Consider the following 15,194-nt stretch of genomic DNA (forward strand, 5'->3'; position numbering starts at 1 on the left):
CCCCGGGCGGACGCCAATCCCCCCGGTGTTTTTCATGTCCGCCTGACAGATGAGAAAAACAATTAAATGAAATGATTAATTTTGACTCAAAGATAAACTTCAATTACACACTTTTTGGGATACTACCAGGCAGAAAATCAACTGTAGTTGCATTCCTATACACAAAGATTCATTGTATTATATAAACAGACAACCGCTACCAAAACATATAAAGTTTGATAGCGGTTGTCCGTTTTACTGAAATTACAAAGCAATTACTTAGATTCTTTGCTCTTTTTCATCCTTTTCCTAATAAGATGAATGGCAATGCAAAGCAGTACAACTAAAAAAATGCCATAGCCAATCTCCTTACTATATACAGAGACTTTCTGAATCAGTTGCTCCTCCGTCTCTATACCCGGCACAAAAGCCATCGAATAACCAATAAGAGCTAATACTGCATTCCATACACCCGCCCCTAAAGTAGTATAGCAGACAAATGGAAGTAACTTCATTTTTGCCATACCGGCAGGGATTGATATTAACTGTCTAATACCCGGAATAAGCCTCCCAACAAAAGTCGATATAGCACCATTTTTGTCAAAATATTCCTCAGCCTTTACCACCTTCTCGGGTGATAAAAGAAATAACTTTCCCACTTTACTTTTTGCAAATGCATAGACGATAGGACGACCAAGGTATCTGGCAAGATAATAATTGATTAGCGCACCAATATTTGCTCCAATCGTAGCAAACAGCCACACTAAGAAAACACTTAGCTCAGCACTGCCGGCAGCTTTATATGCGGCCGGTGGTACCACTACCTCACTTGGGAAAGGTATAAAACTGGACTCGACGGCCATCAATAGCATGATAGTCCAGTAATTCAAGTGAGCAAGTCCCCAAGCAATAATAGATTCCATCTTATGATTTGGCTGCTACTTTCTTCCAAGTATCCTTAAGTGAAACTGTCCTGTTGAATACTAACTTATCTTCTGTTGAATCAAGATCGGGAGTAAAGTAACCAACTCTTCTAAACTGGAAATTGTCTCCGGGCTTGCAATCTTTGAGGAAAGGTTCGACCTTACAGTTTGTTAGCACCTTCAAAGAATCAGGATTTAGAAGTTCTTCCAACTCTTTTCCCTCAACAGAAGAGGGGTCCTCGTCTGTAAACAGTCTGTCATATAGTCTCACCTCAGCATCAATTGCATTGTGGCAAGCCACCCAGTGGATTGTACCTTTGACCTTATGTCCCGAGTCACTTCTTCCTGTCAATGTTTCAGGCAAATACTCTGCATAAACTTCTACTACATTACCATCCTCATCCTTTTTGCAACCTGTACAAGCTACAATATAGGCAGAGGCCAACCTTACCTCTCTACCGGGACTAAGTCTGAAATATTTCCTTGGAGCATCCTCCATAAAGTCGGCACGCTCTATCCAAAGTTCTCTCGCAAATTTGACCTCATGTTGTCCGGCTGATTCATCTTCCGGATTATTTGTTGCCATAAAAGTCTCTTGAAATCCTTCCGGATAGTTGGTGAGCACAAGTTTAATAGGATCCAATACGGCTGATACACGAGTAGCTCTCTTATTAAGATCATCTCTTACAGCAGACTCAAGCAGAGCCACATCTATCATACCATCATATTTGGTATATCCTATTTTGTCAATAAAATTGCGAATAGACTGAGCTGTATATCCTCTTCTGCGATATCCACACAAGGTCGGCATACGAGGGTCATCCCAACCCTTGACAAGACCTCCTTTGACAAGAGCCAAAAGCTTGCGCTTACTCATCATCGTATAGGTAAGGTTTAGCCTATTAAACTCATACTGACGAGGTCTATAAGTTGTTCCTTCGGGCATAAGCTCATCAATAAAATAATCATACAGGGGCCTATGAGGAACGAACTCCAATGTACAAATTGAGTGGGTCACACCTTCGAAATAGTCACTTTGCCCATGAGCAAAGTCATACATCGGATACACATGCCACTTATCACCCGTGCGATGATGAGGTGTATGAATTATTCTGTAAATAATAGGGTCACGGAAATGCATATTGCTGGAAGCCATATCAATCTTGGCTCGCAAAGTCATGGCTCCCTCAGGAAACTCACCTTTATTCATCCTTTCAAAAAGATCCAGACTCTCTTCAATAGGTCTGTTTCTAAAAGGACTCTCTTTGCCCGGCTCTGTAGGTGTGCCTTTTTGTGCAGCAATCTGCTCACTTGTTTGTTCATCTACATAGGCCTTGCCTTCTTTGATCAATCTTACAGCAAAGTCATACAACTGTTGGAAGTAGTCTGAAGCATAATAAATATTTCCCCACTTGAAGCCCAGCCACTCGATATCTTCTCTAATTGCATCAACGTACTCAGTATCCTCTTTGATTGGATTGGTATCATCGAATCTCAAATTACATACTCCCCCATACTTCTGAGCAATACCAAAGTCCATACAGACAGCTTTGGCATGTCCAATGTGGAGATATCCATTTGGCTCGGGCGGGAAACGAGTTTGCAATCTACCATCATTCAACTTCGCTTCCAAGTCTTTCTCTACAATTTGCTCTATAAAGTTAAGACTCCTTTTTTCTTCCAATTTATTATTTTCTTCGTTCATAAGATATGATCTATCAACGGGTTATTAATTTCTATATTATCCTTATCAGATTAGCCTTATTTTACAAAGGTACTTCTAATTCGTGAATTGTAAGAACGGATACTTTCCAACCCTTTATGACTATCGCTTTTTAAGAATGGTATTTAATACGCGTACCGTGCTTATCAATTTGCCACTATTCATCGAATAAATCTCAACAGTCCAAACATGAGTAGACCTTCCCTGGTGCATAATCTTACCAACAGCTCTCATTGTATCTCCAACCAATGCCGTTGAGACATGATTGCCACTAACCTGTATACCCACCTGTATCTCACCTTCTTTGCAAAGAACTACAGAACCTATTCCTGCTAATGTCTCAGCCAAAGCCAAGTTTGCACCACCATGAACAATTCCCAAGGGCTGACAAGTCTTTTCATTCACAGGCATCGTCCCTTCTATGTATCCACTTGCCAGTTGAGTACATTTAATACCAAGATGCCCAACCATCGTATTTGCCACCAAAGAGTTGACATCATCCGGTGTATAAGTCAAATCTGAATAATGGTTGAATACGAACTTATCCAGCAAATGCGCCACCCCACTATTGTTATTGGAGGTTGTGACATAATCTGCACAAGCCTTTACAGCCTCAGGTGCATTGGCAACGGCAACACCCAATCCTGCCATCTGTATCACTTCGACATCGCTTTTCGAATCGCCTACAGCAATAAGAGACTCCTTTGTCAAATCGAGTTTATCCAGCAGATGGTTAATTGCAACAACTTTTGCCCTTTCTTCGCAAGAAAAATCCATATTACTTTTTGTACTACAGTTATATAGCTGTATACCTCGTTCCGGAATTAAGTATCCACTATACTTATCCATCAATAACTCTTCCGATATCGGAAGCATTTTTTCCAAAGTTCTTGCAGATGTCAACGCAAGTCTTATTCCATACTCTTTTTCAGCTCTAATAAGTGCATCTTTATCTTCGTTGGACAGTTGACCGGCATTATCAAGCAATGTCCCATCCACATCTAATACAATAAGATGATATTTCATATAGTTTAGAATTTATAATCTACACCCAACATCAAGCTTGCTCCTCTTGCCGGATACCCATACATCATACTATAGGTTCGGAAAAGCAAGTTCTCTGCATTTAAGAAAACATTAAGCTGCTCATTCAATTTGTAGTTGGCCCTTGCATTTAGCAAATGAATATTTTCTAAATCAAATATTTTCCTCGAAAGGGTTTCGATATTATTGTACTGAACACCGTTCTTCAAACGGTAATTGATATCGATTCTAAGTTTTTCGATTGGCGAGAAATAGACCTTCGCATCTGCAACAAACACCGGCATCCCGTCTGCAACCATCGCTGCGGGAAGATCTGTATTCCAATGGTTGTATTCTCCTTGTGCCATAAAACCCCAAATTCCATGATAATTGAATCCAAATCTTGCCCCTAACTTTAACTTCTTAGCATCTGTATAAATAGGTCTAAAAGCTATGTTCTCAAGATAATCATCTGTATTTTGATTAACTGCTTCCCGTCCATTAAATGGTCTAAAGAAATGGTGATGGCTAATCATCTCATACCCTCCATAAAGGTCAAGATTGACATATTGAGTAAATGCTGCCGACAATCCCGCCTCTGCATCCAAAGTTGTACGACCCGGATCCACCATAAACATGGGAGCTACATAAGGCATCTCACTCAAAGTCTGTCTCAATGTATTTTCTCTCAATCGCCCTGTAGCAGAAGCATATATTTTGTAGGTCTTTGCAAAGGTCAAGCTTGCTTCAGCCACCGGGTACAAAAATAACTTATCATTATCTCCGGAGTTATAGCTGATACCAACTCCCCCCTTCAAAAAATAATCTACAGATCCGGTACTTCCTGACAATTGTGCATAAGGATTTCCATAGGCATAAAACATCGATTTGCCCGCATCATACATTGTGTTCTCTATAAAACCGAAGTTACTTTCGAAATTCTTTTCTCCGGTATACGAATGGTTGTAACAACCAACTTTTGCATCTAAACCCAATGAAAAATCGCCTCCCTTATTGAGATTTAAGTTTAAATTGAGATTGGGATGAAACTCATTGACCTTCATAGAATAGCCCCAATAATTGGCATCTCTTATGGTACTTTCGATAGAAATATCTGCTTTGTAAGACAGCACTCTAAATACATTATCATTCGAATGCAATCCCAATTTGAAATCAATGCTATGTACTCCTGCTTCGCTATCAGTATCTATTTTATCTTTTTGGACACTTTTTCGTCCTTGATCGGTAACATAAACTCCGTAGTAACTAAAGTAGCTATAGTCATAGATAGCACCTAAATGAAGGGTAAGCGGCTGGAATGAATGGGCATAATTAAAATTGAATGTATTAGAATGAGCCACGTTCTTTGTCTCTACCGTCTTTGTCTCATCATCAAGAGTCTCAAAACTCGAACGATGTCTAAAAGAGAGAAGCATTTGGTCTTTAGGAGTAGACAAAATTCTATACCCAAGACCGGCTCTAAAATTCCACATTGTACCAATCCCCATATCCAAAAATCCTCTATAAGGAGATGTGATATCCTCCTTAGCTAAAGGAGTAATAAAACCATTTTCAATTGGAGAAATTTCCGGATTAAAAGAGACCAACCGCCTAATTGGTTGTTGAGAAAAAGGTCTCAGTCTTGGAATCATTGGCGATACGAAAGTTTCAGCCCCTTTTACTTGCGGTATCTCAATTACCTTATCTGTCACAACGGTAAGTTCTCTTGTGATGGTATCCCGTTTGACTTGATCTTTCTTGTTTTGAGCCAGGGAGATATTCATTCCCAAACAAGCAAAAGAAAGTATGACAGCAATATATTTTATCTTCTTCATTTCTAATAATTCTTAGAGGTTATTCAGCCTTTCATTAATCATCTCCATTATATCATCCTTATTGTCCGAAGGATAATTTTGTTCAAGACTCAGCAAGTATTGTTTTGCTGTGGCATGATCGCCCTGTTTCTTATAAATATCTGATAATAGGATAAATCCTCTTGCCAACCAGTATTGTTGAGGAGTACTTTTCTTGATAAAGTCAAGGCAAAGCTTCCTGGCATTATTCAAATCATTGACATCATATTTGATCTGTGCAAGAGTCACAAGAGCCTCAGCACCCACCGCTGTATCATAATTTTGCGATATAGTCCTCAGCACCTTTGCTGCCTCATTATACTGGTTATCTTTGAATAGAGCCTTTCCCTGCCAGAGCGTTATCTCTTCATTGATCAGACGATCTTTCGATACAAGATCAGCAGCAAGTCTGTAAGATAAACGATATTGACCTGACAGATAAGCCGATTTTACAGCCCCCAAGCCATAAAGTTCTTTAAGATTTTGAGTCGGAGCAACTTGATAAGCTTCGAAATACAAATCATAAGCACGACCATATTTTGTTTGTGCCATACAGATATCAGCCAAATGAACTTGTGCCTCAGATCTTATCTCAGGGGTAATCTTTTCATTGTCAAGTTCTTCATAGATAGAAGAAGATTTGATCATATCCCCCTCACTTAAATAGAGGTTAGCCAAATAGAGTTTTGCTTTTGGTGCATCAGGAGAATTAGGATACTTCTCAAGGAACTGCTCAAGTCCAAGTCGGGCATTATTAGATTTAGCTCGATAACGATTTTCAGCCTGCTCAAAAAGAAGTTTGGCTGCATCACCCATATCACTCAAAAATGTATTGCCAAAATGAGATGCATAGCTTGTAAACTCTTCAATCTTATCCATCGACATATATATAGACTTGAGATCCGATATAGCGATACGTGCTTCATCACTTTGAGGATAAGACTCAATAATATGCTTATACGATTTAATAGCTTTTGAAGTCTGACCTTTCTGATAATACATCATGGCCAAATCTACACCCGCCTGTCTTGCCCAACGAGATTGAGGATATCGATCAACCACACCGACAAAAGCATTTTCAATCAAAGACTCAGGCATATGACCAAGAATACCCGCACGCCCTTTTTGGTACAAAAGGGATGCTGCTTCATCGCCATTTGGATATTGAGATAGATAACGATCTATAACAGCTATTTGTTCTTTATATACTCCTTGATAGCCATAAATATCCGATATACGGACCAATGCTTCTGCTCCATCTCCGGGAGAACTGTTGTATGCCAAGTTGTAATTATCTATCGCCTCCTTAAATCTCTTTTCTGCATATAGGCAATCTCCCATACGACATCTGACATCAGCTATCTCTCTTTTTGACAAATTGGGAGAAGACAAATAATCATTAAATACTCTGTATGCGTCAGAAAAACGTTTCATATTGAAGAGAGAATAACCCTCAATATATCTTGCTACAGCCAAGTTGGTTGGATTATGTTTCGAAAACCTGGTAACAAACAGATTGGCATCCTGATAAGCCGATTGGTATCGGCCTTGTTCGTATCTAACCTTAGCTCTCGATATTAGAGCTTCCGGAGCAAACTCATCATTTGATCTGATTGACAAAGCCTCAGAATAATATGACTCAGCCTCCTGCCATCTATGACGATCCATCTCGATATTACCAAGACGGCAAAGCACATACTGCTTAGCAATCAATATGGATTCGGTAGGATGTTGAATCTTCTGAATACTATTTAGACTGGCCTTAAAATCTTTGCTCGTATAATAGCTTTCTACAAGCAAAGATGCCATCTCTTCACGATACTGAGAAGAGGGATACTCTGCGAAGAAACGCTCTGCTACCTTTACAGCTTGTCCAAAACTCGAAGTACCACTCATCCTAAGCGCTATGGCCATATTGTACATTGCCGCTTCACGAACATCGGAAGGAGACTTTGGATTGTTGATAACTCCCTCAAAAGCTAATGCTGCCTCTGCCAAAGAACCAAGCTCATAACGTGCCTGCCCCAAATAAAGACCGGCAACAGCTCCAACTGCATTTTGACTGACAGCTCCAATCTGCAAGGGCTCTTCTGCCCCTTTGAAATCCCTAATCTTAAAATGAGAAATACCATCCATACAAGCTACAGTCGGGTCAACATGGGGCTTTGCAACACGAATAAAAGGGTCAAGATTGGCTATGGCATTTTTATAATCATTCAAATGGTAATAGCTGATACCAAGAGATCTCAAAAGTTCCGGACGCCCTCCAATTGATGGGTTAGACCTTTTCAGTCGCTCAATGGTCTCAATTGATGCAGACCATTCTTTGGTTGCACAGTACAATTGACCACGAAGAGAAGCCACTTCATCTTGCAAAGACTTAGGGAAGACTACCGATTGAAGAACATTTTTTACAAGTTTGATATTCCCCTCTCTAAGATCCAATGTGACAAGGTAAAGTACTGCCTTCTTGCTCCACAGAGATTCTCCGTCACACACGGGTATCAATAAAGTTCTTACCTGCTCTACCCCGGCCTTGGTTGAAATAATCTTGGATTGATTCATAAGGCAATAGGCAAGACGAACATTTCGTTCTGCCAATTCCTCAAAACTCAATGCCGAAGGGTCAATCATCTTCAAATAAAGTGACGCTTCTGCGTACTCCGATTGCTCAAGATAAGAGGACCCTATAAGAAGGTAAGCCTCTGCTCTATGAGAAGTTGCAGGATACCTTTCGAGGTACTTCAAAAGGGGTTCAACAGGAGCATTATGAGTCAGCTTCATATCAGAAGCCAATTTGTAAAACAATGCTTCCGATAAATCAAGTCGACTATCATTGCTATGCTGAAGAAGATAGTGAGAAAAATACCGCGATGCGGCAACATAATTGGCATTACGGTAATAATTGACACCATCGTCTAAATCTGTTTTATTCGGAAAAACCATCGTAGACTGAGATATGCCATCCAAAGCACAACCCGCCAACAGAGCGGCCAATAATATTCTTTTCATTTTTAGTCTTTTGCTTAAAAGGGAGGAATAGCAATTTGCAAAACATCATCAAAGACAATCACAATTTACCATAGAATAGTTTATAACAACATATTCCACTCCTCACTGTTATATCACAAAGATAACGAATGTATGTTACACATAGTGATTGTCTCAACAGCAAGTTTTAGTTGTAATCAAGTCAATAAACTTTTCACAATAATAATGTAATTCATTAGGTATTATCATTTAATCAATCTAAAATATTATTTAATCGATAACTATATAAATATCAGAAAGATAGAAATATATCCATCAAAGAATTAACCAAGGAAGAAGTATAATTTATTTGTAATTGTTTGTTCAGTTAAGAATTCTAATTATCTTTGCCACGCAATTCGACGCCCGGATGGCGGAATTGGTAGACGCGTTGGTCTCAAACACCAATGAATGAATAATTCGTGCCGGTTCGATCCCGGCTCCGGGCACAAAGACAAAGGCTAAACAGTTTTGAATGACTGTTTGGCCTTTGTTGTTTATTAGCATGACCTACTTGATTTGAAATAGAATAGTCTCTTTGAGGCACATCAAACAAAAACCAAGCTATAAAAGTCAAGATAGAGATATTGCAAAAGAGAATGGTTTTAATTATATTGGACCTCAATACATAAGGAGATTCATGGAGATAAGCGCACTACTTACCATACTTTTAATTGTCATTTCGCTTGGCGGATTATTCCTCCGGGCAGGTAAATTGTGCCTTATGATAGAGGAAGAAACAGAGCTCCTCAAAATCATTCAATACGATCTTATAAGTTGTCTTTATCGCTGGGCTGTGAAGCTCGTAAGAAGAGACTTTTATTTGTTAAATATTATCAATACATATCTTGCAATAAAAACGACTCAAACAACACTGATTCAACTTCAAAATCTCAAATTCGAGGGTTAGGGTCATCTGACCTTCCTACCAACTTTGCCCGTTTTATTAGTACGAAACGGGCTTTTTTATGCGCTATTTTAACAAAATAGCTCGCGCGAGATGCAATCCGTTCTCGCGCGACTTTCGATCTGATCTCGCGCGACCTTGACATGCGAAGTCGCGCTACTTCAGGTGCAACCTCGCGCGAGTTTACTTTCAATGTCGCGCGAGAATGGATTGCAAGTCGCGCGACCTTACAAAAAAGGCGGCCTGAAAGCTATTTTTAAGTCGCCGAAAGACAAATTAAAATCACATTTAATATAGTTTAACATATAGTAATAACGATAAATTGCCCTTTCGCAATTTTTTTGTAAGAAATAGGCCCTTTTTGACGTCAAATAACGGCTCTTTTGAGACAGAATAAGGGCTTAATATATTTACATTATTTAGCTAATAAATCACAATTTAATCAGAAAAGCTCAGCAATAAACGCAAATTTGAAACGTCAATTAAAGCAGAATAATTAGGTATATGAAGTGGCCTCAGAAGATAAATTTGAACTTAAGTGAAGGTATAACTCCTGCTGTACTGACAATCATTTTGCTCAAGAAAAATTAAACAACCTAACAACTTTGCCATCATAGATAGTGCAACTTGGATTGCAAAGATGACAAAGACATCTTTTTATTACAACAAATACCAACTATAAGAATTTCTATTATTAGATTGTTATACAGTATATTAGTATAGAAACAACGATTGGTTTTAAGCTATTTCAGTTGAAGAATGAATGAACACAGCAAAGATTTTTATCGAAAATGTTGTGTAAAACAAAAAACTGTTCTATCTTTGCAGAGCAAAAGGGAAATCAAAGTTCCCGATTGTGGTCCGGTGTGGTAGTTCAGCTGGTTAGAATACCTGCCTGTCACGCAGGGGGTCGCGGGTTCGAGTCCCGTCCATACCGCAAGAGTGAAGTTCAAAAGAGCCTCACTCTTTTTTTGTGTTTATCATTAACGACATTTATATATTACGGAAGCACTTTTATATCAGCTTCTAATGTCATCAATCATATTATCAGTTTATATATTTTGAATTACTATCATATTATGTTTTATATCGTACATTGTATCTACACTATGTTTATTCGTAATATATGTAGCATCAAATCTTACTCTTTAGCCATTTAGTTTCTCGGCATCCAAATTTCAAAGGATTGCTGATACGCTGTATCACAACCACATGACTTATTAATCAATTCTATGAAGCAACTATAAGTGGTGCACATAGATATAAATTTATTTTCTGTGATTATTCATAGGAAGTAGATCTTTATGTGCTTAATACTTTTCCATTTTTATTTATTGTTGCCTCACAAATGGTATTTGCTTTTGTAAAGAGTAAGTCAAAAGCAAAATAAATCCACATACTTCAAAACATTATATCTTATGAATAAAATCAAAACTACATTTTCGAAGAATGTAGCGATACCCGGATTGGTCGTTATACTCTTCGTATCCATATTTTGTGGGCTCTTTCCAACAAAAGCTGCTCAAATCCTAAATGACATAAAAGGTTATTTCTTCGAAAACCTCAGTTGGGTCTATGTAATCATGGTTACGCTCTTCATTATATTTCTCATCATTGTCGCAATGAGCAAATTGGGAAACATCAGATTGGGAGCAGACAACTCAAAACCCAAGTACAGTTTCTTTTCTTGGATTGCTATGCTTTTTGCTGCCGGCATGGGTATCGGACTCATGTATTTTGGAGTTGCCGAAACCATTTCACACTATGCCAATCCGGCCGTGGCAGATACTGTCCAAAGAGCTAAGGAGGCACAACTATACACATTCTTTCACTGGGGAATACACGCTTGGGCCATCTATGCAGTAATGGGGCTAATCTTGGCATACTTTGCATATCGATACAATCTTCCACTGGCTATCAGGAGTGGACTCTACCCTCTTTTAAAAGATAAAATCAACGGACCTATTGGAAACATTGTAGATGTGTTTGCGCTTTGCAGTACTTTTTTTGGTATAGCTACAACACTTGGATTTGGTGTGGTACAACTCAATGCGGGATTGGTAAGCATAGGAATTGTAAAAGAATCCAACTTTCTGTTTCAAGCGATTATAGTTATAGTCGTCATGATGATAGCCGTCGGCTCCACATTATCGGGACTGGACAAAGGAGTCAAAAGATTGAGTGAACTAAACCTTACACTTGCATTTTTGCTGATGATTTTTGTTCTGATAATGGGTCCAACAATTTATATTCTAAGCACATTTAGCGAAGGAATTGGATATTATATTAGCAATCTAAGTAAGCTAACTTTCAACACTTTCGCTTATGAACAAGAAGGTGTAAACTGGTTTTCAAACTGGACTATCTTATACTGGGCTTGGTGGATCTCATGGGCTCCATTCGTAGGTTTATTTATTGCACGAATATCCAAGGGGCGTACCATTAGAGAATATATTGTAGCGGTATTGCTTGTACCCTCTCTTTTCAACTTTATGTGGATGACCGTATTTGGTAGCAGTGCGGTATGGTTTGATAAATTTTCTGTCTCCGGAGCTTTGTCAAGGCTATCGGACAATCCGGATATTCTTTTGTTTGAGTTCTTCAATCAGTTTCCGCTCTCATCTGTCTTGTCATTTTTAGCGATTTTGATGATTGCAGTATTTTTCGTTACATCTGCGGACTCCGGGATATTGGTTATGAATTGCATCGCATCAGATGCCAAGAAGCAGATTCCTAAGTGGCAAAATATCTTTTGGGGAGTGTTACTAATCATCTTGTCGCTTGCGCTTCTTAGAAGTGGCGGTTTGGCATCACTTCAAACAATGACTTTAATCTCTTCTCTTCTTTTTGGTTTGATAATGCTGGTATTATGTTTTTGTCTGTGGAAAGGTCTTCGATTGGACTATCTTTTTCATAGTACCAACCCTCCCTATGGCAGTGAATCTTGGACCGGAAAAAATTGGAAGCAACGACTCAATCGCATGTTTAGCTTTTCAGAGAAAAAAGATGTTCGATACTTTATCAATAACATAGTTAAAACTGCTTTCGAGGATATTCAAAAAGAATTAGAATCAAAAGGTATTCATGCCGACATTCAAGATGGCAAAAGAAAGAACTACTCGTTAGAGCTTGTCATCAGACATGACCTCATTAGAAACTTCAAATATGGTGTAGCTGCGCAGAAGCAAAACCTGGCCGATTATTTTATCAATGAGGAAAATACACCGGACTTTGACAACGATACGACCTACGTGCCGGTCACTTATTTTACAGATGGAAGAAGCGGCAACAATATACAGTATATGACCAAAGAGGAAATTATTGTTGATGTGCTAAAAGAATACGAACGCTTCATCACCTTGATATCTGATGATAAAAACGAATTGATAACGGTCGAGTTTTGAAACATAAAGAGCTACCTTTATGGCAGTTATTAGTAACTAAGGCTTTAGATTATGAAAAATTTGACGGCAATCTTAGCAACCCTTATCTGCTTTATAAGTCTTCCACAAAGAGCAATATCTAAAAATAGTGGGGTAGAGCTCACTATGTCCGAGATTGGACAAGGAGGCATGACTCGTATCTACAGAGGTAATAGCACATATATGTCCGATATCCTATTTACATGGGATGGGAAATACCTGTATAATGGCAATAGTACTTACTCTTCGGATATTATAGCCACATGGGATGGAAAACATATCTATCGAGGTCGATCAACCTATATGTCAGATATTTTGTCTTCATGGGATGGAAAGCATTATTTCAATGGCAACAGCAATTATTCATCTGATATATTGTTTTCATGGAATGGTAAGTATCTGTACAGAGGCAACAGTAGCTATATGTCCGATATATTGGCAACTTATGATCACAAACATATCTATGCCGGAAGGTCGGAATATTCATCGGATATTCTTTTGACCATACAAGGAGCTATACCGATAGCTGTGCTGATATACATTATCAATTAGGGATATGTCTACAAATAACAAAACTCACTTACTGATGCTTATTCGTCAGTAGGTGAGGTTTGTTTTTATTAAGAATAGGTATTAGCAACCTGTCCCGTCAATATTACAAGAAGCTCCTTCTCCTGAAGGGCGAGAGCGAAGACCGGCATCTTCCGGACAAAGTGTGACTCTACCATCTTCCAACACAAAACAAGGAATACCGGCAGCACCTACCTTCTTAGCTTCATCAAAGACAGGATTATTATCTCGCAACCTAAGAAACGCTTTGAGATCTTTGACATGTTTCCCTATATCTATCACTTCATATCGACTATTCCCTTTTACCTGATTATCAAGGTAAGTACAATCCGGACATGTATCCATTCCATAAATCTTTATCATGACATAATAATTTAGTGAGTTTGTCTTCCAAAGTTAGCCGATTGATTTAAATCATGAAATCAAATTGAACATATTAAGTGAAGTAGATGAAGATGTTTGTGAGCTGAATTAATCAGAGAAGATCTAAAAACAAAAAAGGCACAAGTCTTAATATCAAGACTTATACCTTTATGTTGCGGTATGGACGGGACTCGAACCCGCGACCCCCTGCGTGACAGGCAGGTATTCTAACCAGCTGAACTACCACACCGGACTATAGAAGGACACCCTCCTTTTTAGCTCTGCAAATGTATAATATTTTTTTCTAATACAAAACAATACTGCAAAGAAAATTATAAATACCCTTGTAAAAGATTCAATCAACCGATAAGAGTCGACCTGATAATAGGTATTTTAGACAAAAACCTAACAGAGATAAGTGATACAACAAAAACTATTATAACCCTTACCGGAACATTGACAAAGGGTATTTGCATAAAGTGAGGAGTCAATATTAAGAATGCTTTTGTCACAATATTCAGCCAAATAATATGTACAAGATATATTCCTAATACGAATGAGTGTTGCTTAGACAATATATTAGGTTTGATTCTTTCTACTCCTCTCCTTGATGAAAAGAGGGCAAAAAGAGCTAAAGCCTGAATAATAATAAAAGGAGAAAGATTGTGATAGAAATACTCATTTGTCTTAGACCAAATCACATTGGCGAATATCATGATCCCTGCGATTGACAAGAGATATACAATAGATGTAACAACAATGGACATTCTTCTTTCTAATGGATATTTACGCAAAAGATAACCAGCCACAAAATACCCGGCATATCTTAGAGAAAAGAATGGATAATAGGGATATGGAGGATGTAAAGAGAATTCGGCATAAAGTTCATCACCAAAACCTATAAAGAAGAGTAGGGTAGTAAACAAAACCAGATAGCGAAAAGGTCGCTTTGATAGTTCTATTCTCCTTACCACTATCTGAAGTAGAGGTGTGATGATATATAAGATTAACAACATGGGTATAAACCATAGCTGAAGTAATCCGCCACCATTGATAATAATCGATAGAAGATTGTCACCTTTAATAACAAGCCATAGCCAGTTGAGAGGAAGCCAAACAACAAAGGGGATTATCAACTTAGGCAGCCTCTTTTGATAAAAATCTTTCCAACAATCAATCTTTTTATCTAAAATAAAGGTACCACTAAGCATCACAAAAATGGGAACACCTATCTGAACTATTGATTCAAAAAATGACGCAGTATAGTAGCCAAAGTGATACTGTCCCGAAAAAGTGTGTAAGACTCAAGACTGTTATCTTTGAAAAAAACAAAATAAAACGATAAACCGTATGAATCTTACACGAGTACAAATTAAAGAAATTATTTCGAATTGTCTGTCA

The 15,194-nt window shown here is 38.3% G+C and carries 9 protein-coding genes, 3 tRNA genes and 1 pseudogene; 5 read left to right on the forward strand and 8 right to left on the reverse strand.

The genetic code is table 11. The features are described 5' to 3' along the window. Positions 1–254: 254 nt before the first annotated feature. The 5 genes from ACFO3G_RS05915 to ACFO3G_RS05935 all read right to left on the reverse strand — a co-directional run bounded on the left by ACFO3G_RS05915 (position 255) and on the right by ACFO3G_RS05935 (position 8,513). A complete protein-coding gene (locus ACFO3G_RS05915) occupies positions 255–902 on the reverse strand; it encodes a DedA family protein (protein WP_380078914.1) in 648 nt (215 codons plus the stop codon). A 1-nt stretch (position 903) separates the two neighbouring features. Further along, positions 904–2,607 (reverse strand): glutamine--tRNA ligase/YqeY domain fusion protein, encoded by a 1,704-nt coding sequence (locus ACFO3G_RS05920; RefSeq protein WP_380078916.1) that lies wholly within the window; start codon positions 2,605–2,607, stop codon positions 904–906. Positions 2,608–2,727: 120 nt separating this feature from the next. Next, a complete protein-coding gene (locus tag ACFO3G_RS05925) occupies positions 2,728–3,651 on the reverse strand; it encodes an HAD hydrolase family protein (protein ID WP_380078918.1) in 924 nt (307 codons plus the stop codon). Between the two features lie 5 nt (positions 3,652–3,656). Further along, positions 3,657–5,483, reverse strand: coding sequence for a TonB-dependent receptor (locus ACFO3G_RS05930; protein ID WP_380078920.1), 1,827 nt, complete (start codon positions 5,481–5,483; stop codon positions 3,657–3,659). 12 nt (positions 5,484–5,495) lie between these two features. After that, positions 5,496–8,513 carry a tetratricopeptide repeat protein gene (locus ACFO3G_RS05935; protein WP_380078922.1) on the reverse strand — a complete coding sequence of 1,006 codons (3,018 nt, stop codon included), beginning with the start codon at positions 8,511–8,513 and terminating at the stop codon, positions 5,496–5,498. 382 nt (positions 8,514–8,895) lie between these two features. Between ACFO3G_RS05935 and ACFO3G_RS05940 the strand changes: the two genes are divergently transcribed. The 5 genes from ACFO3G_RS05940 to ACFO3G_RS05960 all read left to right on the forward strand — a co-directional run bounded on the left by ACFO3G_RS05940 (position 8,896) and on the right by ACFO3G_RS05960 (position 13,412). Continuing rightward, a tRNA-Leu gene (locus ACFO3G_RS05940) sits at positions 8,896–8,980 on the forward strand. Positions 8,981–9,171: 191 nt separating this feature from the next. Further along, positions 9,172–9,441: a hypothetical protein gene (locus ACFO3G_RS05945; protein WP_380078924.1), complete on the forward strand. Its 270-nt coding sequence runs from the start codon at positions 9,172–9,174 to the stop codon at positions 9,439–9,441. 860 nt (positions 9,442–10,301) lie between these two features. After that, positions 10,302–10,375, forward strand: a tRNA-Asp gene (locus ACFO3G_RS05950). 481 nt (positions 10,376–10,856) lie between these two features. Then, complete coding sequence (locus tag ACFO3G_RS05955) at positions 10,857–12,842, forward strand: BCCT family transporter (RefSeq protein ID WP_380078926.1); 1,986 nt, start codon at positions 10,857–10,859, stop codon at positions 12,840–12,842. A 51-nt stretch (positions 12,843–12,893) separates the two neighbouring features. After that, complete coding sequence (locus tag ACFO3G_RS05960; protein ID WP_380078928.1) at positions 12,894–13,412, forward strand: hypothetical protein; 519 nt, start codon at positions 12,894–12,896, stop codon at positions 13,410–13,412. 81 nt (positions 13,413–13,493) lie between these two features. Here the strand turns inward: ACFO3G_RS05960 and ACFO3G_RS05965 are convergent, their stop codons facing one another. The 3 genes and pseudogenes from ACFO3G_RS05965 to ACFO3G_RS05975 all read right to left on the reverse strand — a co-directional run. Further along, complete coding sequence (locus ACFO3G_RS05965) at positions 13,494–13,793, reverse strand: glutaredoxin-related protein (RefSeq protein ID WP_380078930.1); 300 nt, start codon at positions 13,791–13,793, stop codon at positions 13,494–13,496. Between the two features lie 176 nt (positions 13,794–13,969). Then, a tRNA-Asp gene (locus ACFO3G_RS05970) sits at positions 13,970–14,043 on the reverse strand. Positions 14,044–14,152: 109 nt separating this feature from the next. After that, a pseudogene (locus ACFO3G_RS05975) lies at positions 14,153–15,082 on the reverse strand (acyltransferase); the annotation flags it as partial. Positions 15,083–15,194: the final 112 nt, after the last annotated feature.

Origin of the sequence: Falsiporphyromonas endometrii, from assembly GCF_042654485.1 — a bacterium.
GTDB lineage: Bacteria > Bacteroidota > Bacteroidia > Bacteroidales > Porphyromonadaceae > Porphyromonas > Porphyromonas endometrii.